At 72.3% G+C, this 25,820-nt stretch carries 21 protein-coding genes; 10 read left to right on the forward strand and 11 right to left on the reverse strand.

The genetic code is table 11. The features are described from left to right. Positions 1–2: 2 nt before the first annotated feature. Both OG455_RS34220 and OG455_RS34225 read right to left on the reverse strand, forming a co-directional pair. Complete coding sequence (locus OG455_RS34220; RefSeq protein ID WP_266300176.1) at positions 3–254, reverse strand: Smr/MutS family protein; 252 nt, start codon at positions 252–254, stop codon at positions 3–5. A 625-nt stretch (positions 255–879) separates the two neighbouring features. Continuing rightward, entirely contained in the window at positions 880–3,837 is a 2,958-nt protein-coding gene (locus OG455_RS34225; RefSeq protein ID WP_266300177.1) for a BTAD domain-containing putative transcriptional regulator, read from the reverse strand. A gap of 377 nt (positions 3,838–4,214) precedes the next feature. On the opposite strand from OG455_RS34225, the gene OG455_RS34230 reads away from it, so the two are divergent. Continuing rightward, positions 4,215–4,991, forward strand: a complete 777-nt coding sequence (locus OG455_RS34230) for an AfsR/SARP family transcriptional regulator (RefSeq protein WP_266300178.1) — start codon at positions 4,215–4,217, stop codon at positions 4,989–4,991. On the opposite strand, the gene OG455_RS34235 is transcribed toward OG455_RS34230, so the two are convergent. The 3 genes from OG455_RS34235 to OG455_RS34245 are packed head-to-tail and all read right to left on the reverse strand — an operon-like array spanning position 4,955 to position 7,886. Continuing rightward, complete coding sequence (locus tag OG455_RS34235) at positions 4,955–5,476, reverse strand: MauE/DoxX family redox-associated membrane protein (protein WP_266300179.1); 522 nt, start codon at positions 5,474–5,476, stop codon at positions 4,955–4,957. The genes OG455_RS34230 and OG455_RS34235 overlap by 37 nt on opposite strands. Then, the gene (locus OG455_RS34240; protein ID WP_266300180.1) at positions 5,473–7,329 is read right to left on the reverse strand and encodes an ABC transporter ATP-binding protein; all 1,857 of its coding nucleotides are present in this window, start codon (positions 7,327–7,329) and stop codon (positions 5,473–5,475) included. Before OG455_RS34240 ends, OG455_RS34235 begins: the two co-directional genes overlap by 4 nt. Further along, a complete protein-coding gene (locus OG455_RS34245; protein WP_266300181.1) occupies positions 7,326–7,886 on the reverse strand; it encodes a hypothetical protein in 561 nt (186 codons plus the stop codon). The genes OG455_RS34240 and OG455_RS34245 overlap by 4 nt, the downstream gene beginning before the upstream one ends. A gap of 345 nt (positions 7,887–8,231) precedes the next feature. Between OG455_RS34245 and OG455_RS34250 the strand changes: the two genes are divergently transcribed. Continuing rightward, a complete protein-coding gene (locus tag OG455_RS34250; protein WP_266300182.1) occupies positions 8,232–8,678 on the forward strand; it encodes a S26 family signal peptidase in 447 nt (148 codons plus the stop codon). Positions 8,679–8,760: 82 nt separating this feature from the next. Here the strand turns inward: OG455_RS34250 and OG455_RS34255 are convergent, their stop codons facing one another. After that, on the reverse strand, positions 8,761–10,209 hold the full coding sequence (locus tag OG455_RS34255) for a DUF2254 domain-containing protein (RefSeq protein WP_266300183.1): 1,449 nt from the start codon (positions 10,207–10,209) through the stop codon (positions 8,761–8,763). Positions 10,210–10,513: 304 nt separating this feature from the next. After that, a complete protein-coding gene (locus tag OG455_RS34260; RefSeq protein WP_266300184.1) occupies positions 10,514–11,179 on the reverse strand; it encodes a DUF4097 family beta strand repeat-containing protein in 666 nt (221 codons plus the stop codon). Positions 11,180–11,406: 227 nt separating this feature from the next. On the opposite strand from OG455_RS34260, the gene OG455_RS34265 reads away from it, so the two are divergent. The 4 genes from OG455_RS34265 (at position 11,407) to OG455_RS34280 (ending at position 15,551) form a co-directional block, all read left to right on the forward strand. Then, on the forward strand, positions 11,407–12,186 hold the full coding sequence (locus OG455_RS34265; RefSeq protein ID WP_266300185.1) for a helix-turn-helix domain-containing protein: 780 nt from the start codon (positions 11,407–11,409) through the stop codon (positions 12,184–12,186). A 447-nt stretch (positions 12,187–12,633) separates the two neighbouring features. Then, on the forward strand, positions 12,634–13,449 hold the full coding sequence (locus OG455_RS34270) for an SDR family NAD(P)-dependent oxidoreductase (protein ID WP_266300186.1): 816 nt from the start codon (positions 12,634–12,636) through the stop codon (positions 13,447–13,449). Between the two features lie 162 nt (positions 13,450–13,611). Then, positions 13,612–14,058, forward strand: a complete 447-nt coding sequence (locus OG455_RS34275; protein WP_266300187.1) for a hypothetical protein — start codon at positions 13,612–13,614, stop codon at positions 14,056–14,058. Beyond that, on the forward strand, positions 14,058–15,551 hold the full coding sequence (locus OG455_RS34280; protein WP_266300188.1) for a hypothetical protein: 1,494 nt from the start codon (positions 14,058–14,060) through the stop codon (positions 15,549–15,551). Before OG455_RS34275 ends, OG455_RS34280 begins: the two co-directional genes overlap by 1 nt. A gap of 73 nt (positions 15,552–15,624) precedes the next feature. On the opposite strand, the gene OG455_RS34285 is transcribed toward OG455_RS34280, so the two are convergent. Further along, the gene (locus tag OG455_RS34285; RefSeq protein ID WP_266300189.1) at positions 15,625–16,899 is read right to left on the reverse strand and encodes a glycosyltransferase; all 1,275 of its coding nucleotides are present in this window, start codon (positions 16,897–16,899) and stop codon (positions 15,625–15,627) included. Positions 16,900–17,313: 414 nt separating this feature from the next. Between OG455_RS34285 and OG455_RS34290 the strand changes: the two genes are divergently transcribed. The 4 genes from OG455_RS34290 (at position 17,314) to OG455_RS34305 (ending at position 22,930) form a co-directional block, all read left to right on the forward strand. After that, positions 17,314–19,164 (forward strand): ThiF family adenylyltransferase, encoded by a 1,851-nt coding sequence (locus tag OG455_RS34290; RefSeq protein ID WP_266300190.1) that lies wholly within the window; start codon positions 17,314–17,316, stop codon positions 19,162–19,164. Continuing rightward, positions 19,161–20,195, forward strand: a complete 1,035-nt coding sequence (locus tag OG455_RS34295; RefSeq protein WP_266300191.1) for a 3-oxoacyl-ACP synthase III family protein — start codon at positions 19,161–19,163, stop codon at positions 20,193–20,195. Before OG455_RS34290 ends, OG455_RS34295 begins: the two co-directional genes overlap by 4 nt. A gap of 1,043 nt (positions 20,196–21,238) precedes the next feature. Then, the gene (locus OG455_RS34300; RefSeq protein WP_266300192.1) at positions 21,239–21,823 is read left to right on the forward strand and encodes a TetR/AcrR family transcriptional regulator; all 585 of its coding nucleotides are present in this window, start codon (positions 21,239–21,241) and stop codon (positions 21,821–21,823) included. A 126-nt stretch (positions 21,824–21,949) separates the two neighbouring features. Then, positions 21,950–22,930, forward strand: coding sequence for a zinc-binding dehydrogenase (locus tag OG455_RS34305; RefSeq protein WP_266300193.1), 981 nt, complete (start codon positions 21,950–21,952; stop codon positions 22,928–22,930). Positions 22,931–23,082: 152 nt separating this feature from the next. On the opposite strand, the gene OG455_RS34310 is transcribed toward OG455_RS34305, so the two are convergent. The 3 genes from OG455_RS34310 to OG455_RS34320 form a co-directional block, all read right to left on the reverse strand. Continuing rightward, complete coding sequence (locus tag OG455_RS34310; RefSeq protein WP_266300194.1) at positions 23,083–23,448, reverse strand: hypothetical protein; 366 nt, start codon at positions 23,446–23,448, stop codon at positions 23,083–23,085. 118 nt (positions 23,449–23,566) lie between these two features. Then, complete coding sequence (locus OG455_RS34315) at positions 23,567–23,788, reverse strand: hypothetical protein (protein WP_266300195.1); 222 nt, start codon at positions 23,786–23,788, stop codon at positions 23,567–23,569. Between the two features lie 482 nt (positions 23,789–24,270). Then, the gene (locus tag OG455_RS34320; RefSeq protein WP_266300196.1) at positions 24,271–25,503 is read right to left on the reverse strand and encodes an ABC transporter substrate-binding protein; all 1,233 of its coding nucleotides are present in this window, start codon (positions 25,501–25,503) and stop codon (positions 24,271–24,273) included. Between the last annotated feature and the right edge of the window lie 317 nt (positions 25,504–25,820).

Below are 25,820 nucleotides of genomic sequence, written 5' to 3' on the forward strand. Positions count from 1 at the left end.
CCTCACTGCTCCCGGAAGTGCACCAGCACCCGGCCGGGGTTCTTCGGGTCCAACTCGTGCCGCAGGTACAGCTTGCGGATGTGCTTCTGGTCCAGGAAGGCCAGCACTCGCCGCATCAGCTGCCCCGAGCCCTTCCCCGGGATGATCTCGGCGACCCGGTCGCCCGACTGGGCCGAGGCGAAGAGGAACTGACGCATCGCCAGTTCGATGTCGCGGTTGTTGCGGAAGATGGGGTGCAGGTCGAGGCTACGCATCCGGGATCACCTGCCGTCGAGCGGCGGGAAGGGCCGGTCGGCGTTCCACGTGTTGATCACGGCTGCACCCTACCGCCGTACCCCGCGGTAGAGAGCGGCCGGCCCCGACGCCCTGCCTCGACGAGGCGGGCGCCGGGGCCGGCCGCACCGCGGGGTGCGGGCCGCTACCAGCGGGAACTCTCCTCCTGCTGAGGGACTCAGAAGCAGTAGCTACAGCAGTTCGGCGTGTAGCAGCACTGAACGGCGCACGGATCCGCCCCGGGTGCTACACACTCGCAGGAGGGTGAGCAGCCTGCCTGCGCGGACTTCTGGTGGAGGAGCACACCAAGAAGTCGATCGCCGATTCCACGCAAGGTACCTCGCATCAGTTTCTCCCTCCGCCCCGGTGGAATTCCGGGCGTCAATCGCGGTTTGTCACTGACCGACCATGCTGCCCGCCACCGCTCTCCGGCTCCTCTCCGGCTCCTTCCCGGCTCCTCCCCGCCTCCTTCCCGCCTCCTCTCCAGGTCCTCTTCGGTCTCCGCGAGCAGGTTCGGGCAGGTTCGGCAGGTTCGGGCAGGTCCGCGCCCGACGATCCGGTTCCGCGCCGAGGGCAGGGACCCTCAGCGCGGGAGGCCGACCCCGCTCATCCGGCGGCCGCCGCGAGCAGGTCCCGCAGCTCACCCAGGACCGCCGCGTTGTCCGTCGCCACCAGTGCCGTGAGAGCGAGCCCCCACTGCTCGACAGCCAGCGCGGTATCGCACGTCTCCTGGAGTACGAGCCCGTACTGGTGACGGGCGAGGCCCTCGCTGTACGTGTCGTCGTGGGCTCGGGTCGATTCGATCAGCTGTTGGCACTCCGCGGCCGCGCGCTCGTGGAGGCCGAGTTCACGCAGGGCCCTCACGTACCCGAGGCGCGCCGTGTACTCGGTCATCCAGTCGCCGTCGTGCTGGGCGAGCAGGCGCATGGCTTCTTCGAAGTGCGGCAGCGCTCGGTCCGGCCGGTGCAGGCTCAGGTGGGCGAACCCGATGTTGGAGTGCGGGGTGTACTGGAATCCCCCCAGCCCCAGCCTCAGGCCGACCTCCAGGCTGCGTTGGTGGGTCCGGATGGCCTTCAGGGGGTCGGTGTGCTCGTAGAGGTTGCCCAGGTTGTTGAGCGCCACGGCCCGGGTGTAGTCGTCCGCCGCCTGGTCGAGTTCGAGGACGCCTTCGATGACCTCGGCGGCCTCCGCGTACCGCCCGAGGGATTCGAGGATCAGGCCCCGGTTGTTCAAGGCCGCCAGCTCGAAATGCCGGTTCCCCAGCTCCCGCCAGAGTGCGAGCGCCGCTTCGATGCGGGCCAGGCCGGTGTCGAAGTCGCCGGTCATGAAGTGCGAGCAGGCGCCGTCGTGCAGGGCGAAGGCTTCCGCCCGGTGGTCGGCGCAACCGCGGGCGGTCGTCAGCGCCAGCTCGTTCAGGTTCCTGATCGCGGTCCAGTCGCCACGATGCTGCATCGCCGGGCTCAGCGCCCTGACCAGGACCAGGGTCAGTGGCCGGGTGGTCGGGTGCGCGATGTGGTGCTCGATCAAGGTGCGGAGGTTGCAGTACTCCTTGTCGTACCAGGCCATCGCGGACGCCGTGTCGGTGAAGACCTCGGTTGCCGCCGTGTCCTGGAGGACTCGCTGCCTGCCCGTCTCGGCGGGCTGGAGTCTCAGCGCCGTGCCGCCCGCCAGTTCCGCGTACCAGCGCACGGCCCGGCCGGCCGCCGCGGCTCGATCGTGGTCGGAGTCCCCGCGCAGGCTGAGCTCGCGGGAGAAGTGGCGGATCAGGTTGTGCAGTGCGTAGCGGCCGGGCTGCACCTCCTCCACCAGCGCGACCTCCACCAGGCGGCCCAGGGCCGCCTCGGCCTCGGGCACCGAGCAGTCGAGGAGTCTGGCCACCACGGGGGCCTCGTACTCGATCAGCGCGATCCCGCCGAGCCGGCGCAGGGCGAGGGCGGCGCGGCGTTCGACGGGGTCGGCCGAGGACGTGAGAGCGCGGTGGGCGATGGTGAGCGAACCTCGGACACTCAGATCGTCGTACTCAAGATGGTCCAGGCGGTGGGTCTCGTCAGCGAGTTGGCCGCCCAGCACGCGCAGGCTCAATGACGGCCGGGCGACCAGTCGTGCCGCTACGACGCGCAGGGCCAGCGGCAGCCGACCGCAGAGTTCCAGGATCCTCCGGGCCGCGGACTCGTCGGCGGCCACCCGCTCGGCGCCGACGACCTTGGTGATCAGGGCGAGTGCCTCGGACTCCGTCAGGGGTGCCAGCGAGAGCCGCAGGGTGCCGTCCAGGGTGGCGAGCGGCGAGCGGCTCGTGATGAGTACCGCGCAACCGGGGGTGGCGGGCAGGAGCAGCCGGACCAGGGCGGCCGAGCCGGCGTCGTCCAGGACGAGCAGGGTGCGGGTGCCGTGCAGGGCGGAGCGCAGCCGCGCCGAGGCGGCGTCAGGATCCTCGGGGATGTGCTGCGGATCGGATCCGAGTGCCGTGAGCAGCCGGGCCAGCGCCTCGGCGGGGGTCGGCGAGGTGGCTCCCGCGGTCGATCCGCGCAGGTCGAGGTAGAGCTGGCCGTCGGGGAAGTGGGCGGCGAGGCTTCGGCCCAGGCGGGCGGCCAGTGCCGACTTCCCGACTCCGGCCATGCCGCTCACGACGGCGACGGCGGGCTCCTCGCCCGCGGACGTCAGATGCTCCCGCAGTTCGGCGAGTTGGCTCGCGCGGCCGACGAAGTACGGTGTTCCCATCGGGAGTTGAGCAGGTCCCGGGCGCGGTTCGGCAAGCTCTTCGGCAGGCTGCCCGGTGGCCGGCGAGGTCCGGGGCACGACAGCCCGCGGCCGACCGCCGGGCGGTGCGAGGATCGCGCGGTGCGCCGCTCGGACATCGGGACCGGGCTCGACCCCCAGGTCCTCGGCCAGCCTGTCGCGCAGCTGACGGTGCACCGCGAGCGCTTCGCCCTGGCGCCCCGATCGGTGCAGCACCAGCATCAACTGGCGGTGGAAGGTTTCGTGCCAGGGGTGCTCGGCGGTCAGGGCGGTGAGTTGGGGAATCAGGCCGTGGTGCCGGCCGCGCGCGAGTTGGGCGTCGAAGCTCCACTCCAGCGCCTGGAGCCGGGCTTCGGACAGGTGCGAGAGCTGACCCTCGGCCTCCAGTGAAGGGGCGAGGTCGGCGAGCGGGCTGCCGCGCCACAGGGCGAGTGCGGCATCGGCCTCCCGAACCACCGAAGGCCAGTCCTCCTGGAGGTAGGAACGGCGGGCCGCCTCGACGAGCCCGGTGAACTCGTCGGCGTCGAGCTCCCCGGCCTCCACCCGGAGGCGGTAGGCGCGGTCGATCCTGGATATGCGCGGGGGACCTGGCAGGGCCTCGGGCTCCGCGAGGGCCCGGCGCAGTTGGGCCACGTGATTGTAGAGCGAGGCGTTCACGGTGCTCGGCGGACGGTCGCCCCAGAGGGCCAGTTTGATGCGCTCCACCGATACCGGCCGGTTCGCCTCCAGCAGCAGCAGCGCCAGGAGCAGCTGCACCTTCCGGGTGCCGATCGAGCGTGCTCCCGAGTCCTCGTGAACGGCCAGCGGCCCGAGCACGGCGAACCTCATCAGAAGGTCTCCAACGAACGGTGCCTGACGGTCAGGCAGCTCATGAATGACGCGTTGGATTCATATTAGGACGCGATTGGACGGCTGGGCGATGCTCAGGCCACGAAGTATCGGAACGATACGGTCGGAGGGCCGGCTCGGCCCGCGGGCCGCCCGCCTCCGTCCGATGGAGGACAGCGTCCACGTCCAAGCCGTCCCCTCCGCCACCCTGACCCGCCGGAGCCGCGGATGGCGCGGCGCCCCGTCCGGAGCTGCCGTTGGCACGGCGGCGATCCGGCTCCGCGCCTCGACCCGTCCTCGTTCCGGCCCTCCTGACGTCAATTCGCCCATCACCGCCGTGCCGGACGGCACGGTCGTTGCGCAGGAATGAGAGTGCTGTGCAGTTCGCGATTCTTGGCCCGTTGGAAGTCCGCTCCGAGGGTGACCCGGTCGAGGTGCTCCGCCCGCGCCGCCGCGCGCTGCTGGCGTTCCTGCTGCTCCACGCCAACCGGCAGGTCAGCACCGAGCAGGTCGTCGACGCGCTGTGGTGCGAGGCGCCGCGCACGGCCCGGGCCCAGGTGCACACGGCGGTGTCCGGGCTGCGCGGCTGCTTGCCCGCGCCGTTCGCCCACTCGCTGTGCTCCGAGTCGGCCGGGTACCGTCTGTCGGTGCGGGCCGGCGCATTGGACTCGGCGGAGTTCAGCCGTCGGCTCGGCGCCGCCCAGACTCTGGCGGGGCAGGGAGGCAAGGCCGAGGCGGTGCGGATGCTGCGCTCCGCCCTGGAGTTGTGGCGCGGTACCGCGCTGACCGGGGTTGACGCCCCCTTCGCCGAGCCGGCCAGGGCCCGGCTGGGGGAGGAGCGGGTCGTCGCCTGCAAGCTGCTGGCCGACCTTGAGCTGGAGGCCGGCCGGCACCTGGAGCTGGTACCGGAGTTGACCACGTGGTTCAACGAGTACCCGGCGTTCGAGGCGGTCGCGGAGCGGCTGGCCCTGGCGTTGTACCGGAGCGGGCGGCAGACCGACGCGCTCGGGGTGATCCGGCGGATCCGCGCTCTGCTGGCGGACGAGTTCGGGCTGGCGCCCGGCCACGGTCTGGCGCAGCTGGAGGGTGAGATCCTGCGAGCCGACCCGGCGTTGGATCACGCGCCGGCGTTGGCCTGCGGGCGGACCAGGTAGGCCAACTCGTCCCAGCCGACCACGACGGCCGCGAGCGCCGTGCCGGCGCCCGCGGTGGCAACCCACATCGCGGGCGCCGCGGGGTGGCTCGGCAGCAACCCGGCGGCCAGCGCGGCCCCGGCCAGCAGGGAGTTGCGCAGCAGGAAGGCGACGGTGCCACCGGAGGCCGGCCCGTGGCCGGAGCCGAAGCACTGGCAGGACGCGGCGCGTCCGGCGGCCACGGTGGTGACCGTGAACGCCGCCAGCAGGCCGAGGACCACGGCTGCGCCTGCCCTGGGCGTCGCCAGCAGCAGGGGAGCCGTGGCCAGTTCGGCCAGCACCACACCGAGCGCGGTCGGCAGCCGAAGGCGGGCGGGGAGCCAGCCGATGTCCGCCAACCCGGCCGCGAACGCGTGGAGCGCCGCACGGCTGCGGCCCTTGCTGAACGCGGCCGCGGCGAACACCACCAGCAGCGTGATCCGGGAGGTGAGTTCGATGCCCGTCATGTCCGCTGCCTCTCGTCCCGGTCCGCGGCCGACGCCGCGGTCGCCGCGTACTGGTAGCCCTCGGCCTGGTAGCCCTCGGCCTGGGCGGTGAACAGTTGTGCGTACTGCCCGCCGAGGCTGATCAGTTCGTGGTGCCGCCCCTGCTCGGCGATCCGGCCATCGGCGAGCACCACGATCACATCGGCCTCCCGCAGCGCGGAGAGCCGGTGGGAGACCAGCAGGCTGGTGCGACCCGCCCGGTGGGCGGTCAGGGTTTGATGCACCCGTCGCTCGGCGATCGGGTCCAGGCCCGAGCTCGGTTCGTCGAGGATCAGCAGCTCCGCGTCCGACCGGACCAGCGATCGTGCCAGGGCCACCCGCTGCCACTGGCCGCCGGAGAGCAGGGCGCCCTTCTCCTGCTGCACGTCCAGGAAGATCCTGCTGAGCATGGTGTCGTAGCCGCGCGGAAGCCCGCTGAGAGCCTGGTCGATGTCGGCGCTCTCGGCGGCGGCCCGGATGCGCGCGAGGTCGCCCATGCGATCGGGCTCGCCCACACCGATGTTGTCCCGGGCGCTCATGTCGTAGGTCATGTAGTCCTGGAACGTCGCCCCGATCCGCCGGCGCAGCTCGGCGACGGGCACGGTGCGGATGTCCACGCCGTCCATGAGGATCCGGCCCCGTTCGGGGTCGTAGAAGCGGCACAGCAGCTTGACCATGGTGCTCTTGCCGGCCCCGTTGACGCCCACCAGCCCGACCGCGCGGCCGTGCGGCAGGACGAGGTCCAGGCCCTTCAGCACCCAGGGGCTCTCGGGGCCGTAGCGGAACCACACGTCCTCGAAGGTGATCCCCTCGCGCAGCGGTGCCGGCACGCGGTCGCCGTCCGGCAGGTCGACGGGCGCTTCGAGCAGAGTCAGGTAGTGCCCGAAGCGCTGCAGCGCCTCGTCGGTGCGTCCCAACTGGGTGAGCACCGCCGACAGCGCGCCCTGCACGGCGGTGACGGCGGCCGTGAAGAGGGTCATCTCGCCCAGGGTGATCCGGCCGTGCGCGACCTGGCGGGCGACGGCGACGGCGGCCACGGCCGTCACGGCCGCGGCCAGCACCGCCAGCACCGACTGGACGGCGGCGTTGCGGCGGGCGACGGCGATGTCGGCGTCGCTGCTCTCGCGCAGACTCTCCTGTGCTCGGCGGTGCAGCAGCGGGCCGATGCCGAACAGGCGGATCTCCATGGCGGCGCGCCGGTCGGTCAGCAGCGTCCGGTAGAAGAACCGGCGCCGGACGGTGGCCATCATCGCCTTGGTGGTCTCGGCCTGCCGGCGGGCCAGCTTCAGCTGGCCGATGGCCGTGACCGTGACGGTCGCGGCCAGCAGCAGCCCCATCGGCGGCCACATGGCCAGCATGGTCGACAGGAAGCTCGCGACCGTCACGGCGCTGCGCGCGCCGGTGAGGGTGAAGTCGAGGACCTGCCGGGGGGCGTCCTGGGCGGCCTGTTCGGCGAGTCGGATGGTGTCCTGGGTCGCCGGGTCCTCGAACGGTCGCAGGCTTCGGAAGTCGTTGATCCGGCGGTAGAGCCGGTCCTGCGCGGCGAGGTTGACGGCCCGTCCCATGTCGGCCGCGGCCAGGACGGACAGCGAGGTGAGCACGGCGGTCAGGCCGCCGAGAGCAGCCACCGCGGCCGCCAGGAAGGTGATCCGGGAGGCGGACGCGGTGTGTCCGGCCAGGCCGTCGACCAGCAGCCGGCCCAGGTAGGCGGTCGCGGTGGGGGCCAGGCCGGACAGCAGGGCCAGCGCGAGTTGACCGCTCACCCCCAGTGGGGAGGCCTGCCACCCCAGGCGAAGGGCCGCGGCGGTGGAGCCCAGCCGGGTCGGCGGGGTCACCCGCGCCCTCCGGCCGGCGCCGGGCGGGCGGCGGTCGGCGCCCGGACGCCGTCCAGGTTGTGCCCGGCCTGGACGATGACGCCGTCCCGCAGCCGGATCAGCGTGGGATAGGACCTGACCCCGCCGAACGCCGCGGTGAGCGCGGGGACGTCGGCGACGAGCGCCACGTCGCCGACGGGGGAGAGCTTGCCGGCGATGCCCTGCGCCTCGGCGGAGGAGGGGTCGCCGATCACGAAGAACAGCGGGTCGGCGACCCCGGTGTCGGCGCCGCCGGTGAGCGAGTCGATGAGTTGGGCGCACGGGCCGCAGCCCACCATCACGAAGCCGACCAGCGCCTCGCCGCCGGCGATGTCGGCGCGGCTCAGCGACCGACCGGAGACCGTCTCCGCGGTGAACTCCGCTACCGGGAAGCCGGTCGGCGGCAGCTTCTCGGCCGCTGCTCCGCCCTGGCCGGCCTCCATCTCGCGCAGCCGGCGGATCACCGCGAAGGTCAGCGAGAGGTTCACGGCAGTGGCGATCCCGAGGACCGAGGCGAGCACCGAGAGCGTGGCAAGCATGTTCTTCCCCCATCCGTTGCATTGGTGCGGTTGATTCCGGAAGCCATGCTGCGGTCGCGCTCTCTTCGTCCGCTCTCCCGCTTTCTATCCGACCGCTGTTGAATCTCTACTCGCGCCGGATGTGACCTGGGTCACATTGCCGTCGGGCGCTTGCGAAACGGGGCCGTGCCGGCTGTACGGTTCTGGCACTCGCTCGCCGGATCGAATCGGATCGAATCGGAGCGACTGATTACGAATTTCCCCTGATGAGTTTGGGGTAACCTTGCTGAATCAATTCCTTGCACTCGGATCCCGACCCTTTGAAATGGTTTTCCCGAGGGTTTCGGCGGCGGGACGCACATGGGAATGACGGTCGGCCTCCTGTCCGCCGTCGGCCTGGTGGCGGTTCTGCTCGCCGTTCGCCTGATGTTCGTGGTGATCACGGTCGACGGCCACAGCATGGAGCCCCAGTACCGGCCGGGTGACCGCGTCGTGGCGCTGCGGGGCCGACTGCTGGGCCGGCCGGTGACAGGCGACGTGGTCCTGATCAGGCGTCCCTCCGGCGCGAACGGCGGGAGCGTGCTGTTCCTCAAGAATGTCGTGGCCGCGCCGGGGGATCCCGTCCCGACGCTGTTCGCGGCGATCACCGGCGACCGGGCAGGGCGGGCCACCCCTGACGGCTGCTACCTCGTACTCGGCCGGCACCGGGCCAGCGAGGATTCGAAGAACTGGGGATACGTCTCCAGCCGAGACATCGTCGGAAAGGCACTGCGGCCCCGGCGTCTCGGCGATGACCTTCCCGGGAGGAGCTGACGCCCGAGGCCGCCCCTGAACCGCACCGCGCGGTCGGTGCGATCACCGCGCGCCCGCGCCGACGGTGACGGCAGGTGTGGCCTCAGGCGTGGGGCGGGCCCAGGTGGGCCACTGCCGCCTCAGCTGCCGCCTCAGCTGCCGCCTCAACTGCCGCCTCCGGGAGTGCTTCCGCTGCCCGGTGCAGCGCGAGCAGTGTCGTGTAGCGGCGCAGCACGTCCTCGCGGTCGGCCGGCTCGGGTACGGAGGCCTCGCAGGTGCGCCAGATCATGGCGCCCTGGTCCATCAGGACCTGGCGCCTGCGCGGGATCGTGGTCTGCTCCATGACGCGGCACAGCGCGTCCAGTTGACGGATCATCACGGCCGGCATGCCGGCCGAGCACTGGCGGATCTTCTCGAAGGCGCGCTGGACGAGGCGGTCGTAGTCGGCCTGGTAGGCGATGACGCGGATGCGGCCGGAGCGGTCGCGGTGGGCGTGCTGCGGGTGCCAGCCGTGGGTGATCCGGCACAGGCAGTGGCTCAGCCAGTCGATGCAGGTCAGCGCGGTGAAGGTGTCGTTGACGGCGGGGGACAGGGCGCGGATGGCGATCTCGACCAACTGGTCGAAGCCGAAGGAGACGTCCTGGGTCAAGGTGCGGTACGGGCCGGTCACCTGGGCCCGGGCGAGCTGAGCGGCCAGTCGCGGCGCGGCGGCGGACGGCCAGACCACGGCCAGCGGCTGGCCCTGGACCAGGAAGTGTCCTGGGCGGTAAGGGAGATGGAGCACGGCGTCCGCTGCCGTGGCGAGCCGGACCAACTCGTCGTGGTTGAGGAACTGCAGGTAGCCGGTGGTCGGGGTCGGGATCACCGTTCCCAGGTCCTCGACCAGGCGCAGCAGGTCCTCGGTGCCGGGTCCGCCGTCGGCGCTCGTCGACGGGGGCTGGTCGGTGCCGCCGTGGGCCTCGATGGCCCTGGCCAGGTCATCGGCGATCACGGCGATGACCTGCGGCAGCTGGATCATGGTGGCGATGTGGTGGATGAAGTAGATCAGCACGCCGAGGTCGACGACGGTGAAGCCGAGCGCGAGCGTGATCGACAGGTGCGGCACGAAGTCGCCGTGCGGCCCGGGGCTTATCGCGACCAGCACCAGCACGGTGTAGAAGAAGGTGGCCACGAAGGTGCCCAGGGTCAGCTGGGTGCCCCGGTCCCGGATGAAGGTGCGCAGCATCCGCGGGCCGAACTGGGTGGAGGCCAGGGTCAGGGCCACGATGGTGATGGAGAAGACCAGCCCGACCACGGTGATGAGGGCGGCGGCGATGGTGGTGAGGATCTGTCGCGCGCTGTCGGCCGTCCCGCTCAGGACCCAGTCGGCGAGGGAGAACCGGCCGTCGTACGCCAGCCGGTCGAGGGTGATCGTGGCCGCGAAGAGCAGCGCGAAGAGCAGCGCCTCGACGGTGGGGACCAGCCAGAGGTTGGTCCGCAGCCGCTCGCGGTACCAGGCGGCTCCGCCGAAGGGTGCGGAGCGGCGGGATGCGGGGAAGCGCGGGGCGGGCACGCGGGGCTCCTGGTGGCAGTAGGGACGTCGTTCGCTGCCGACCAGGCTTCCCGGCTCACCAGCAGCCGAGCCTACCGGAGTCCTGCCTGGGCCCTGCCTGGGTCCTACTTGAGCAGAGGGAGCCTGAGTAGGGGGAGTTTGAGTGGGGGGCGGTGGGCCTCGCGGACGGCCGGCCGGGCCGTGACGATCGAGCGGATCCCGATCGTGGTGGCCCGGCCGGGCGGTGCTGGGTCGGCTCCTGACGGAGCTCGGAGGCCCAGGGGTTCAGCGCCCCGGCGCCCCAGCGGCTCAGCGCCCCAGCGGCTCAGAGGCTGCGGGCGGTGATGTCGCCCTGGGAGGTGGTGGCGCGGATGTCGAGCCCGGTGGTGCCGTCGTTCTTCAGGGCGTTGCTGATCCGGCCGTGGCCGGTGCCGGCGTCCAGGGCGGCCGAGACGCCGGCGCCGGCGCCGACCGTGATGTCACCGCACTGGGTGCGGAGCACGACCGTGCCGCCCAGGGCCTCGCTGATCCGGATGTCGCCCCGCGCGGTGCTGATCTCCGCGGAGCCGCCGAGCCGGCCGACCTCGACGTCGCCGTCGACCGCGGTCAGGCGCAGGCTCGCGGCTTCGTCGATCTTGATCTGGCGGTAGGCGCCTTCGAAGGCGACGTCGCCGAGGCGGCCGACACCGCGCAGCTCGGCGCTGGCGGTCTTGGCCTGGACGCGGGAGCCGGTGGGCAGTTGGACGGTGACCTCCACCGACCCGGTGGGGCCGAGGAACTGGTTGGCGGGGTTGGCGGCCGTGATGCGCAGGACGCCGTCGGCGTAGGTGACGCTGGTCTGCTCGGCGGCCTTGGCGTCGCGGGTCTTGGCGGGGTTGGCGGGCAGGACCTCGACGGTGGTGTCGGCGCGGTCGGCGGCGATGAAGCGGATGCGTCCGGCGGGCACGTCCAGGACGGCGGCGATCGGGGCGGTGGTGTCGAACTTCTGCATGGTGTTCTCCGGTGCTCGTTCGTTGTTTCTGACATCGCAAACGCTACGTTGCGTTCGAGGATCAGGCAACGACGATGTTGCATTTGATCCGAATAACAGCAGGTAGAAGCCCAGTTTTCGTTGCAACCAGTGTAAATCTAACGCAATGGCAGATGCCCTGGTCGTTGCATTGGACTGCGGTCGAACGCTACGCTGGCGGCACCAGGGGGGCACGAAGGGAGATCGCGGTGCCGGGAGGCAGGCTCACTCAGCAGGAACGTCAGCAGATCGCGCTGGGGCTGGCCGACGGCCTCGCCTACGCGGAGATCGCCCGACGTCTGGACCGCCCCACCTCGACGATCACGCGCGAGGTGATGCGCAACGGCGGCCCCACCGCCTACCGCGCAGACCTGGCCCATCGCGCCACCGAACGCCGCGCCCACCGGCGCAAGCAGGCCCCGTCCGGCGGGCGGGAGACACCGGCGCGGGCCCACGGGCGCGACGACGCGGCCGTGCGCGAGTACGAGGAGGTGTTCACCACCCTCCTGACGCAGCAGGGCCTGCCCAGGATGGTGGCCCGGGTGCTGACCTGTCTCTTCATCGCCGAGGCGGGCAGCCTCACCGCGTCCGAGCTCGTCCAGCACCTCCAGGTCAGCCCGGCGTCCATCTCCAAGGCGATCACGTTCCTCGACGATCAGGGCCTCATCCGCCGCAAGCGCGACGAACGCCGCCGCGAGCGCTACTTCGTCGACGGCGACGTCTGGTACCAGTCGACGATCGCCAGTGCCCGCGGCATCGCCCAGGTCGCCGAGACCGCACGCCAGGGTGTCGGCGTCCTGGGCCGCCACAGCCAGGCCGCCGCCCGGCTGGAGAACATCGCCCGCTTCAGCGACTTCATCAGCGAGAGCATGCTCCGCGCCGCGGAACAGGTCCGCGACGTCCTCTACGTCAAGCCCGAACCGCATCCGGGCGACACCGCCACGCCAGGTCAGGGCCTCGGAGGGGCAGCGGACGCACCGCCGTCCTGACGGGCTCGGCGGTCTCCCGGCGGCCGTCGTCAAGGATTCATCAGAGCGGGTGAGGCGAACTTGCCCGGCGCGCGCGGCCGTACTTGAATCATCGTCATGACCCGTCCGGCACGCCACCACGACCGTCCGCCACATCCGCGGACGCCGGCCGCCGTCATGGGCGCCCGCACCGCCGGCTAGCGCCGGGTCGGCTCCAGCGCCGGTGCCGCTCCGGTGCCGGTACGGCTCCGGTGCCGGCAGCGGCAGCGCTGCGCGGCCGGCGCGTGTCGGTCGCGCACCGCGGGCGGGCGGTAGCAGCAGTCCGCCCGCGGCTCCCAACACCGTTCGGGATCACGGCCGATGGCCGTCCCGGACGTCCTCTCACCTCCTCGCACCCCGGCGCCCGGCCGGCGCGCTCCCCCGCGCCGGCCGGCACCCCGGCTGTGCCCGCACACCCATGGATGGACCATGTCCGCTGTCCTGTCCACTCGCGTCGCCCTGGTCACCGGAGCCTCCTCCGGGATCGGCTGGGAGACCGCCCGACTGCTCGCCGAGCTCGGCGCCACCGTCCTCGTCCACGCCCGGACGGCCCAGGAGGGCGGGAGCGCCGTCGAACGCCTGGTGGAACACGGCGTCCGCCGTGACCAACTCCAGATGTTCACAGCGGACTTCACCCGCCTCGCCGAGGTGGTCGAGCTGGCGGACGCGGTCGCGCGGGCGTTCCCCGCGTTGGACCTGCTGGTCAACAACGCCGCGGTGATGGCCCCCGAGCGGTGCACGCTCACCGAGGACGGCGTGGAGATCTCCTTCCAGGTCAACTTCCTTGCCGCGCACCGGCTCGCCAAGCTGCTGCGGGCCCCGCTGACCGCCGCCGGCGGCGCGCGGATCGTCAACGTCTCCTCCTCGCTGCACCGCACGGCCTCGATGAACTGGGCCGACCCCAACCGGGCCAAGAGGTACTCCCGGGTCGCGGCGTACGCGCAGTCGCAGCTGGCGCTCTCCATGGCGGCCGGCGACATGGCCCCCGAGGGCAGCGGGATCACCTCGGTGAGCGTCAACCCGGGCCTGTGCGACACCGCGCTCCTCCCGCTGTACGGCCGGGTCGGCGCACCGCCGGCAGAGGGGGCGGCGGCGGTCGTCCGGCTCTGCCTCCCCGAGATCCGCCTCATCAACGGCGAGTACTACGAGGGCGGCGACATCGCGCCGAGCGCCGTCACGGTGCACGAGGAGCGTTCGCAGCGCCGCCTGGGCCGACTGGCCGACCTGCTCGCGACCACGGCCTGACGCCGACGGAAGCCGTCTGCGGGTGCCCGCGGGTGCCCGCAGATGCCAGTAGATGCCCGTAGCCGTCGGTAGATGTCAGCAGGGCGTCAGGAACGCGGCGTTGATCATTGGGATCTCGTCAAGAGCGGCTGAACCGGAGCTGGATTCGGCTGAGCTGGACGGGTGCCGACCCCTCCACTGCCCGATGTCCCCGCGCCCACCGGTGGTTACCGCAACGCCCCCACGGGGGACCCGCCGTACAACGGCCCGACGCTGCCGACGCTGCCCACACTCGACGGCACCCTGGTGGTCGACTTCGCCCTGGTCGGCAAGGCCGGGATCGACGCGAGCAACGCGGCCGACACCATGGCCGCCGCGTGGACGGCTCTGCACTCCGCCGCCCTGTTCGGCGCGGCGCCCTGGGGGGACGACCCCGCCCTCGGCCAGGGCTTCGACCAGGTCTTCGCCCAGCCGCGGGACGATCTGCTGAAGGCGGTGCAGGCGCTGCCGGAGACCCTGCGGAAGTTCGCCGAGGCCCTCGGCGCCGCCCACAGCGCTCTCAAGAACGGAGATGACGACTCCATGGACCTCGCCCGGTCGTTCCGGTCTCCCGGCACCGGAGGCGCGTGATGGCGGTCGACGCCCCCAACGCCTCACTGCCGGACGGGTTGCAGAACCTGCTGATGATCCTGGTGGGCAACAAGTGGCCCACCGGGAACGAGACCGCGCTGCGCGCCGAGGCGGCTGCCTGGACCGCCGCGGCGAAGTCGATCCGCGACTGCGTCCAGGATCTGACGGACGCCAAGTCCCAGCTCGACCAGGGCCTCAGCGGCAGCACCAAGGACGCCGTCGACGCGTATCTGGCCGCCCTCGCCACCACCGACTCCGCCGCGCTTCCGCTCATCGCCCAGTGCTGCGACGCCGCCGCCGACGCGCTGGACAACCTGGCGAACGAGATCGAGACCCTGCGCATCGAGATCATCGGCGCGCTGGTGGTACTCGCCATCCAACTGGCCATCGACACCGCGATGTTCCTCTTCGGCGGGGCGGAGGCGGCGCCCGTGGAGATCGCCTTCACCAGGGCCCTGCTGTGGGCCTTCCTGCGAAAGGCGCTGATCAGCGCGGTGACCCGGGTCGCCGAGTCGGTGCTGGCCCAGGTCGGCTTCGACCTGCTGGCCCAGGTGATCGAGCTGGGCCAGGGCCACCGCAAGTCGATCGACGGCGGCGAGTTGGGCACCGCCGCCATCAACGGCGCGATCGGTGGCGCGGTCGGCGTCGGTGCCGGATGGCTCGGCAAGGGCCTCTCCAAGGGCCTGGGCAAGGGCCTCGGGAAGGGCTTCACCTCGCTGACCGGCAAGGAGGCCGGCGCGTTCGCCAAGGGCACGGCCGATCTGGTCTGGAACACCGGCTACGGGGCCCTGACCGGGATGGCCGAAGGCGCGGCGCAGGACGCGGCGTTCGGGCTGTCGGGCGACTACGTCTCCGGCGCCGCCAACGGCGCGTTCGCCGGGGCGTGGGGTTCGCGGCACGGGGCGATGAACCCCGGGAACAAGTTCTCCATCTCCCCTGCGGACCACATCGAAGGCTGGCTGAACGGCAGGCTGGAGGGCCCGCGCCCACCGGCCGGCGGCACGACCGGGGGCGGCCCGTCGGAGATCGAACTCGGGCCGGTCGGGGAACTGCCCCACGAGCTGCCACCACTGCCGCCGCAGGATACGGATCTCTCGGACCTGTCCCAGGAGATGGGGCACTTTCCCGCCCCCGTGGGCGACTTCAGACCGCCGCCCGGCAGCGTCCCGGCTCCGCCCTCCCAGCCCCATGTCCCGAACGACACCCCCGTCCGACAGCCGGTCCCCGGTCGGCCACTGCCGCCGCTCCCGCCGCTGCCGACCGAGCACGCCCCGCCGACCTCCGGCGGACCTCCCGTGCTGCCGCCGCTGGACCTCGGGCCGGACCTGTCGACGCACTCGACCGACCCGACCCCACCGCCGAGTCCGCACCCGAGTCCGAGTCCGAGTCCGCACCCGAGTCCGAGCCCGAACCCGAATGCGCATCCGCATCCGCAGACCGTCTCGGACGCCATCCTGGCCGGCCTCAACCCGGCTCCGCACAGGAGCGCCTGAGCCGGCAGCCCCCAGGGAGATCAGCGGCACCGCTCCGCGACCAGCGCCCGCCACCGCGATGCCCGGTGACGCGTCAGTCCGATCCCGCACGGCGTGCCGGGGTGGTGCCCAGCCGGTCCACGGCGGCGAGGACCGGGCCCGCGCCGTCCTCCTGGCGGATCCGGGCGGCCAGGGCCTGGGCGCGGCGGCTGCAGGACGGGTCGGCCGTCGCCTGGACCAGAGCCGCGGTGAGGGCCTGGGCGGTGAGCCGGCGCAGCGGGATCGCCGTGGGGGCGACGCCCAGGGCGGTGAGGCGGGCGGCCCAGAACGCGGCGTCGAACTGCACGGGCAGGGGGACGGCCGGAATGCCCGCGCGCAGCGCGGCTGCCGTGGTGCCCGCCCCCGCGTGGTGGACCGCCGCGGCCAGGTGGGGGAACAGCAGTTGGTGCGGCACCTCGTCGATGGTGAGCATGTCGTCGTCCTCGCAGCACAGTCCGCTCCAGCCGCGCTGGATCACCCCCCGCAGCCCGGCCGCACGCAGGGCACGCACGACGGTTCGGCTCAGCTGCTCGGGGTCGGGGACGGTGGCGCTGCCCAGACCGACGAAGACCGGTGGCGGGCCGGCGGCCAGGAAGGCGCGCAACCGGGGCGGCAGCTGCGCCTGTGGCGGGTCGTGGGGCCACCAGTATCCGGTGACCTGAAGGCCGGGGCGCCAGTCGCGGGGGCGCTGCACGACGAGGGGACTGAAGCCGTGGAAGATCGGCCAGTCCTGGCGCTCGCGGGCTCGGCGGGCGGCGCGCGGCCGGTGGCGGGGCAGGCCGAGGCGTCCCTGCAGGGCACGGGCGCTGTCCGCGAAGATCCGGTCCACAGCGGCGTTCACCGCCTGTCCTGCCAGCCGGTTGCCCACCGGCCCCCAGGAGCGCGTGCCGGTGACAGGAGGAGCGAACTCGCTGGTGGTGGCGAGCGGTTGGAGGTACACGCCGATGCTCGGCAGTCCGAGACCTTCGGCGATGGTGTGGCCGAGCGGGCCGAGCGAGCTGGACAGCAGCAGGACGTCGCTGGCGCGGGCGGCCCGCAGCAGCTCGTCGGCCGTTCGGCCGACCGCCGACCGGGCCAGGGCGATGACGCGGACGAGCTTCCCGGCGCCGGTGGAGCTGCGGTGCAGGGCCTGTCCGCGCGCGGATCGCAGTTCCGCGAGCGGGTCGACCGGCAGCGCGTGGAAGTCCATGCCCGTCGCGGCCGCGAGCGGCGCGAAGCGGGCGTGGGTGACGAGTGTGACCTGGTGTCCGGCCCGCACCAGAGCATGGCCGAGCCCGGTGTAGGGAGCCACGTCGCCGCGTGAGCCCGCCGTCATCACTGCCACTCGCATGAACGCCAGTCTCGCGCAGGCGTCATCCACAGCAGGTGCGCCACGCAGGGCCGACCCGACCGAGGAGGGCCGACCCGCCTCACGGCCCCGACGGTGCGCCGTTCCCGTGCGTGGCCCGGGGTGAGATCGCGTGGCGGGCGGGATTCTAACCGTCCTCGCCGATGGGCCGGCGAAGATCCAGAAATATTCGCCGTGGACATGCCATATGACTATCGTCGTCAGTGGGCGGGCTCGCGTGCTGCGACGGCCGCCTCCTTCGCGTCATCGCCTTCGCATCCCGCTCCCCGGCAGTCGCCTGGCTGGATCGGTCCGGAGAAACGCTTCGCCCGCGCGCTCGTTGTGATCAAGGAGCGCGCGGCGGCGTCATGCCGCCACGTCGTGTGACGTGCGCGCCTGAGCAAGGAGTTGTCCACTGTGGGTATTGATGGTGTGGGTCCCGGCGTGCCGTGGCGGGTGTCCGCGTTCCAGTTAGCGGCCGGGGCGCCGGAGGCCGCGGAACTGGTGGCCCGGATCCGCGGGTTACGCGCCCGGATCCTGTTCGACGGGGGCCGGCGGCCCGACTTCCGCGACGGTGAGGACTACGTCGATGATCAGGAACTGGACTTCGGGGCCTGGCACTTCGTGGGCCGACGCGAGGTCGACGGCCCGCCCGTCGGGTACGTGCGGCTGTCGACCCCGCAGACGGCGCGGCTGTTCCAGTCCCGCGCCTTCCTGGGGGAGGGGCCCTTCGAGGATTTGCTGACCGAGGAAGGACTGGGAACCGCAGAAACGTTTGAGCACAGTCGACTCGTCGTCGAGCACCGGGCCCGCAAGCTGGGCCTGGGTGTGCACCTGAACGCGATGGCCATCGCCGCGGCCCGCTGCCTGGGCGCCAAGGCCATGATCGGGACCTCCGGCACGGCGGACGGGCAGGACCTGTTCCACGAACGGTTCGGCTTCCGCCCCGTGCCCGGCACGCGCCGGTACGTGGAGCGGTACACCGAGGACGTGGTCCTCATGCTCTACCGGGCCGCCCGCGGCGCGGGGGAGTACACCGACCTGGTCGAGCGGTTGGAACCGGTCTTCTCCTCGATCACGGTGACACCGGAGCAGGCCCTGGGCGACCTGCCCCGCGCCCACCGCGGGGCCGGAGCGCCCGCCGTCACGATCCCCGCCCCCGGTGCCGGTCGCCGCGCGGACGCCGAGGTCTGGCGGCCCGTCCTGTTCGAGCCCCAGCGTGCCGAGGACCGCGGGGAGTTGGACGCGCTGCTGGCCTCGGGCCAGGTCCGCGAGGTCTGCGACACGATCGAGGAGCAGCTGCGCGAGCTGGTCAAGAGCCGTGACCCCGGACGGCAGTTGGCCGGGGCGCGGCTGGAGGCGGCTGTCGCGGAGCAGTTGGCGGGAGTCGCGCCGGCGTCCTACGGGGTCTGGGCGTGGTACCCGTGGTCGGGTCGGCTGGTGCACCTGCTGCCGCGCGAGGAGTTCCGGCTGGTGCGCACCGACCGCAACCGGGGTCGGATCGAGCGTCCGCAGCAGCGGGAGCTGATGGGCCGCCGGGTGGGCGTGATCGGACTGTCGGTGGGCAGCAGTGCCGCGCTCACCTTCGCGATGGAGGGAATCGGTGGTGCGTTCAAGCTCGCCGACTTCGACGACCTGAGCCTGTCGAACCTGAACCGGCTGCGCGCCGGCGTTCACCACCTGGGCCTGAACAAGTGCGTCATCGCCGCCCGCCAGATGCTGGAGATCGATCCCTGGCTGGACATCGAGATCTACCCGGCCGGTCTGACCGACGCGAACATGCCCGAGTTCTTCAGCGGTGGCCACGGCCCGATCGACCTGCTCGTCGAGGAGTGCGACACCCCCTACGTCAAGATCGCCGCCCGCGAGCACGCCCGCGGGCTCGGCATCCCCGTCGTCATGGACGCCAACGACCGCGGGCTGCTGGACGTGGAGCGCTTCGACCTCGAACCCGAACGGCCGCTGCTGCACGGCATCCTGGGCGGGACGACCTCCGAGGACCTGCTCGACCTGACCTTCGATGAGATCGTCGACCTCATCCTCACCATGGTCGACCGCGAGCGCATCAGCCCCGAACTCGCCGCCTCCATCCCGCAGATCGGCAAGACGCTGAGCAGTTGGCCGCAACTGGCCTCCGGCGTCGCGCTGGGCGGGGCCCTGACCGCCGAGGCCGCCCGCCGCATCCTGCTCGGCCAGCCCCGTCCGTCCGGGCGCTTCTACGCCGACCTGGAACTCCTCACCCGAGCCGATCGGAGCACCGTCGCATGACCATCGCCCCCGAGCTGGCCGCCGACACGCACACCGGCGCCGGCCTGTCCGTCCCGTTCGCGGTGACCGGCACCGGCGTGCACCTGCCGCCGACCGTCGTGACCAACCACGACCTCACCCGCACCCTGGACACCACCGACGAGTGGATCGTCGCCCGCACCGGCATCCGCGAACGACGCCGGCTGGCCCCGGACCTGGCCACCTCCGACATGTGCCTGGCCGCCGCCCGGCCGGCCTTGCGCGCCGCCGGGCTGCGCGCCGCCGACCTGGACGCCGTCATCGTCGCCACCTACACCTACGACCACCCCCTGCCCTCCACCTCCCTGATCGTCAAGGACGCGCTCGGAGCCACCCGCGCCATGGCCCTGGACGTGACCCAGGCCGCCTGCGCCTCCGGCGTGCAGGCCCTGCTGCTGGCCGCCCACCTGCTCCAGAACCCCTCCATCGGCAACGTCCTGGTCCTCGCCGCCGACTGCGCCTCCCGCGTCACCCGTCCGGGCGACCGCACGACCGGTGTCTTCTTCGGCGACGCCGCGGCCGCGGCCGTCCTGACCAGGAACGACACCCACGGCGCCGGCCTGCTCTCCTACGACCTGGGCTCGCGACTCTCCTACCAGGTGCAGATCCCGGCGGGCGGCTCGCGGCTGCCGACCAGCGCCGACACCCTCGCCGCCGGCGGCCACTACCTGACCATGGACGGGCGCGCCGTCTGGGAGACCGCCACCACCCGGCTGCCCCAGAGCATCACCCTCGCGGCCCGACGCGCCGGCCTGGACCCCTCCGGCATCGACCACTACTTCCTGCACCAGGCCAACATCAACATCCTGGGCGAAACCCTGAAAGCCCTCGACGTCCCCGCCGAACGCGCCCCCATCACCCTCGACAAGCTCGGCAACACCGGAGCGGCCGGAATGTTCACCGCGCTCCACGACGCCGTCACCCACGGACGGCTCAAGCCGGGCGACACCTACGTCATGTCCGCCATCGGCGCGGGCTTCCACTGGGGCACCCTGTGCCTGCGGCACAGCTGAACGGCCAGCCCGGCAGCGAGGAGTAGCGAGCGGCGGCGTCGGACCGGTCCGGGCATCCGAGTCCGTGGACCCGCACCACGTGCGCTGCCGCCGCGTGATGGCGCACCCGTTCCCCTGATGATCAGTCAATCGCAGCTGTCGCTCTGATCGGCCGCGTCGAGGCGGGGAACATCAGGGGAGATGCCGTGGAACAGGTCTTCAGGAGCCGTCCGGGGCGGACGATCGCGACGGCGGCCACGCGGGCAACGTGGTCGTCGACAACGCCGACCCGGCCACGCCCGAGCAGTAGCGGTGGCGAACGCTCCCTCAACAGCCCCCGAGGGCTCCTGAACACCTGAAACACCTGAAACACCTGAACCACCTGAACCACCTGAACGCCCAGGAGCCCTCGGGGGCCTCCCACGTGGTGCCCGTGGTCCGTCCGTGGTGCACCGGCCGGAGACCGCTGCCGCCGGTGCCCCCTCCCCACAGGCGGCGGTGTCTCCGGCCGGGACCGCGCCGATCCGGCGACCCCCGCGGCGGGGCGGGCCCGGCGACCCGCCCGTGCCGCGTCCGGTTCAGCGTCTCCATGCTCGGCCATCCGTGGACGAGCGGCTTCCGAGTCGGCCGGACGGTCCGTGTTCGAAGCGTGACCGCTTTGCGACAGTGACGCGCCGTCAGGGACGATTTGCCCGAATTGACCGGTCCGGACCCCGCTGGACGGCGGGGGCGTGCGCCCGCCGAGTGTCCGGCCGAGCTGCGGGGCGCCGCCGGTGATGGTGACACAAAGGTTATCCGCGGGGGAGTTGTCGTCCTCGCCGTCCCCGGCGGCCCCGGGCTCCAGTGGTCGTTGCCCGCTGCCTGGTTGGCGGTTCCGTCCTTGAAGTCGAAGAGGTTGCGGGGCGTCTCGCCGGGCGGCCCGGGCCGGGTGTGACCCCGCTGGTGCCGGCGGGGTCGGAGCGGTCGGGGGTTCTGCTGTTCGAGGAGGGCGGTGGCGGCCGGGTGGCGTGGTCCCGTTTCTGGGTGGCCTTGTTCTTGAATGATCATTCAGGTATGTTTCCCCCATGCCGAGACCGCGCGAGTTCGAGCCTGACGCCGTCCTGAACCAGGCGATGCTGCGGTTCTGGGAGCGTGGGTACCGGGCCACGTCCATCGAGGATCTGGTGAAGGCGACCGGGGTGAAGCCCGGAAGCATCTACGGTGCCTTTCCGGGTGGCAAGCGCACGCTGTTCGTGAAGTCCCTGGAGCGCTACTCGAAGCTGGTCGTGCCGCAGAAGCTGGGTGAACTCGATTCGGCCCGTGCCTCGGTGGCCGAGATCCGGGCCTACTTCGACGGATTGGTGCGGGATCTGCTCAGCCCTGAGGGGCGGCAGGGCTGCCTGCTGGTCAACACCGCGATCGAGAGCGCCGCGGAGGACGACGAGGCGGCGGCGGTCGTGCGCGGGCACCTCGCCCGGCTGGAGCGCTGCATGACCCACGCGCTGGAGAACGCCGTCCGCCGTGGCGAGGTGCGTTCCTCGCTCGACGCGGCCGGCAGTGCGAAGCTGCTGGTCGCGACGTGTCAGGGGTTGATGGTCGTGGGGAAGGCGAACCCCGACGAGGCGCTGCTGCGGGCGATCGTCGACAACGCTTTCGTCGCGCTCGCCTGACGGGCGCGGCGGACGGGCGCGGCAAGCGGTAGGGCAGGCAGTACGGCAGAAGGGCCACCTTGCGCGGTGGCCCTTTCATCGGCCCAATACTTGAATGATTACTCAAGAACAAGAACGGAAGCCGACATGAAGGCCATCATCATCTCCGCTTACGGCGGCCCCGAGGTGCTCACCACCACCGAACTGCCCGACCCGGTGCCCGTGGAGGGCGAAGTCCTCATCCGGGTCAAGGCGTTCGGCCTCAATCACGCCGAGGTCTACATGCGCGGCGGAGCCTGGGGGGAGGTGGCGGCGGTGCCGGGGATCGAGTGCGCAGGCCTGGTCGAGGCCGACCCCTCGGGCCACCTCCCGCCCGGGACCAAGGTCGTGGCGATCCTCGGCGGCATGGGCCGGACCCGGAACGGCAGTTACGCGGAACTGGTGACCGTGCCGGCCGGCAACGTCGTGGCCGTCCGCTCACCGCTGCCCTGGACCGACCTGGCCGCGGTGCCCGAGGTGTACGCCACGGCCTGGAGCGCGCTGCACGGCAACCTCGCGCTGCGGGCCGGTGAGACGATCGTGGTGCGGGGCGCGACCTCCTCGCTCGGGCAGGCCGCCGTCAACCTCGCCCGCCGGCACGGGGCGAACGTGATCGCCACGACCCGCGACCCGGCACACGCGGTCCTGCTCAAGGAGATCGGCGCCGGCGACGTGCTGATCGACGACGGCCGGCTGGCCGCGGAGGTCCGGCGCCGGGGGCTGGAGGTCGACGCGCTGCTCGATGTCGTCGGCAACAGCGTGCTGCGCGACTCACTGGCCGCGGTCCGCCCGCGCGGGCGCGTCTGCCAGGTCGGCTTCCTCGGCGGATTCGCCCCGGTCGCGGACTTCGACCCGATCGCCGACCTGCCCAGCGGCGTCCAACTGAGCTTCTTCGGCAGCGCTTTCGTCCTGGGCACCGCCGCCTTCCCACTCACCGACGTGCCGCTGGACGCGATCTACGCCCAGGTCGAGGCCGGCGCGCTGAGGGCCGGACCCACCCGGATCTTCGGCTTCGACGAGGTCGTCGAAGCACACCGGGTCATGGAGGCCGGCCAGGCGCTCGGGAAGATGGTCGTCTCGCTCGTCTGACGCCGAGGCCCGGGCCGGGTGGCCGCCTCGGAGAGCGCGGTGTGCGGCACCGTCGGCCTGGAGCCGCTCACGCCGGCGCGACCTTGCGCAGTGCTCCAGGAGGCGCCGGCGGCCACCGTCATCGAGCCGGTGGCCGTGACCGCGAGGGCGGGTCAGGCCGGGACCGGCTCCTGGTCGGCTCCGGTGCCGTTGGCCGGGCCCGGCACCGCGGGGGTCTTCGCCTCGGGTGCGGCCGGCGGCGCGGGGACCGCGTCCTGGGTGGCAGGGGCCGCTTCGTGGGCCGCGAGGTGGGTACGGACCTCCTTGACCGTCAGGTCCAGCAGTCCGGCCGTCACATCCAGCCCACCGATCGCGTCCACCGCCTCCGCCACCGTGCGGCTCAGATCGGCCTGCGCCCGCGCCGCCCGCACCAGGGCCTGGTCGTAGGCCTCCAACGCCGCCAACTGCCTGCGGTGGCGCTCCTGCAGTTCACGACGACGCCGCTGCGCCCCGCCGTCCTGTTCTCCGGTGATAGTCATAGGACCATGATCCCAGGCCCGCGCACCCCGCTCGGCGGTCGCGATGCCCGCGCCCGATCGGCGTGTCACCGGCGCCGGAGCGTGGAGGTCGGTTCGGGCACGGAGACCGCCTGGAGCACTAACCGGCCTGGTACTTGCCCGTCTCCCGGTCGCGGTAGATCGCGCCCGACTTGCGCAGCTGCTCCAGGTCCCGCCGCACCGTGCGCGGGTCGGGCTCGACCACATAGCTCGCGCGGGCGCGCACCCAGTCCCAGGCACCACCGTCCAGCCGCATCGCCTGAAGGAGCTGGTCGCGTCGCTCGATGGCCGAGGTGGGTGCGTCGGGGCTGTTCTGGTTCATGGGCCTCATTCTCGCCCGGGACCGGCGCTCCTCCCAAACTCCGCCCCCGGCCCCCGGCCCCCGGGCCGCACCGCGCGTAACGCCGGACGGGCTCACCGCAGCCTGGATCTGCGTGTCCCCGAGGAGGAACCGAAGGTCACGTCTCCCACGACCCCGCTGTGGTGCGGCAGGTTGCCGACCGTGTCGGCGTCATACGGGCGGGTCGGCTGCTGGAGGTGGGGCCGGGCGAGGAAGCGCTGTCGGGGTGGCCGGTGATCAGCTCCGACGGACGCTGACGCTCGGTCGTCGCCCCGGCCCGCCCACACCTCGGTGATCCCGGTCGTTGGTGCCCGCCACCCAGGGGTTCGGCCAGGACGGCGATCAGGGGTCGGGCCGCAGCCGGGCCGAAGGCGGCATGCGCCCGCTTCATCCGGCCAAGCTCCCCGAACGTGCCCGCGCACCACCCGACTCCGCCCGTGCGGGAGGACCGGAGTGGCCGGCGGTCACTGCGACGGGTTGCCCCCGGTCAGGACCCAGCGCATGTCCAGGAAGCCGCTCTGCTGCTGCGTCAGCTGATTTCCCGTCATTTTCTGATACGTGACCCAGGTGTTCACCAGGCGCGGCGTCTCGGCGCTGGGCAGCATCTCGCCCCAGCTGAGCGGGGGCGTCACGCCGCCGGTGTCGAGTGCGTCCCCGCTGTCCAGCTGTTGGCGCAGGGACTCGGCACTGAGCGGCGTGCCGGCGTCCTGCAGGTGCTGGGCGGCCTGCAGGAAGACCTGGTAGGCGGCCCAGGTGGTCTGGACCGCGAGGTCCGAGGGGTCGATCCGGTGGTCGCCGCCGACCATGGCGCGCAGCGCGTCCCAGACGTGCGAAGAGGTGGGCGGGTACCAGCCGGCCACGTACGCGTTGTCCAGCGGGTCGCCCGCGCCGCTCTCGGAGTCGACGACGGACTGCGGCACGCTGCCGATCAGCGCGCCCAGGAGCGTGTGTCGGGGGGTCAACTGCCGGTACGCGTCAAGTAGTTTCGCGCTCTGCTCGGGGGCGAGGGCATCGCTGGCGCAGGTGCCCGGCTGGTCGTCGCCCAGTGCCCTGCGGGCGGCGCTGCCGTAGTCGGGGGACTGCTCGCTGACCCGCACGTCCACCAGCTTGACTCCCTCGGGCCGCAGCGCGGCGCCGAGGTAGCCGGTGAGCGTGTCGCCGGCCGAGGTGTCCGGGCGGACCAGCGCGATCGTCCGGCACCCGGCCGCGACCAGCTGGCGGCCGTTGCCGGCCACCAGAGTCGGGGTGCCGCCGGCCACGGGGTAGGAGAGCGGGCTGCTGAACTCGGCGTCGGACAGGCCGTACCCGCCGATGTAGGGGATCCGGGCCGCCTCCAGGCCGGGCAGCAGGTCGTCGCTGTTCAGACTGTAGGAGCCGATGACGGCGATCACCTTGTTGTCCACCGCCTGCCGCACGCAGGCGGTGCCCCCGGCCAGGGTGTTGTGCTCGTTGCAGGTGATCACCCGCAGTCGGTGCCCGCCGAGCCCGCCCTTGGCGTCCACGTCGCGCCCGATCACCTCCGCCAGCGCGGTCACCCCGGAGCGGTCGAAGGCCCCGGTCCCCGAGGGCGCCCAGGTCATCACCGCGTAGTCGGTCCCGGTGGCGCCCGCCGAGCCCCCACAACCGGAGGCGGCGAGCAGGGCGGGAAGCAGCGCGATCGCCGCGACCGCGCTTCCGGGCCGGGTCCACCTGCTCATACGTCTGCCTTCCTCGAACTGCCGTGCGGCTGATCGGCTCAGCAAATCCGGCACGCCACAAGGAGGGGGATACGGCGGTTGAATGCCAGGAGGACGACCCGGTAACAGCGCACGAGTGCCCGTCGAGCCACCGCGCGATCACCCGTCCGTCCGCGGCGGTGCGGGCGGCAGCAGCGCGCGAGTTCCCCGGGGGACCGACCATTCGCCGTTCCGAAACGGACCGCGTGTCCGCCGGAACCTCCGCGGGAAACCAGGCCTACGTCGGCAGGTCCCACCTGTCACCCCGCCACCTCGGCAGTGCGCGTCGACGGGTTCCG

This window comes from Kitasatospora sp. NBC_01287, assembly GCF_026340565.1.
Classification (GTDB): domain Bacteria; phylum Actinomycetota; class Actinomycetes; order Streptomycetales; family Streptomycetaceae; genus Kitasatospora.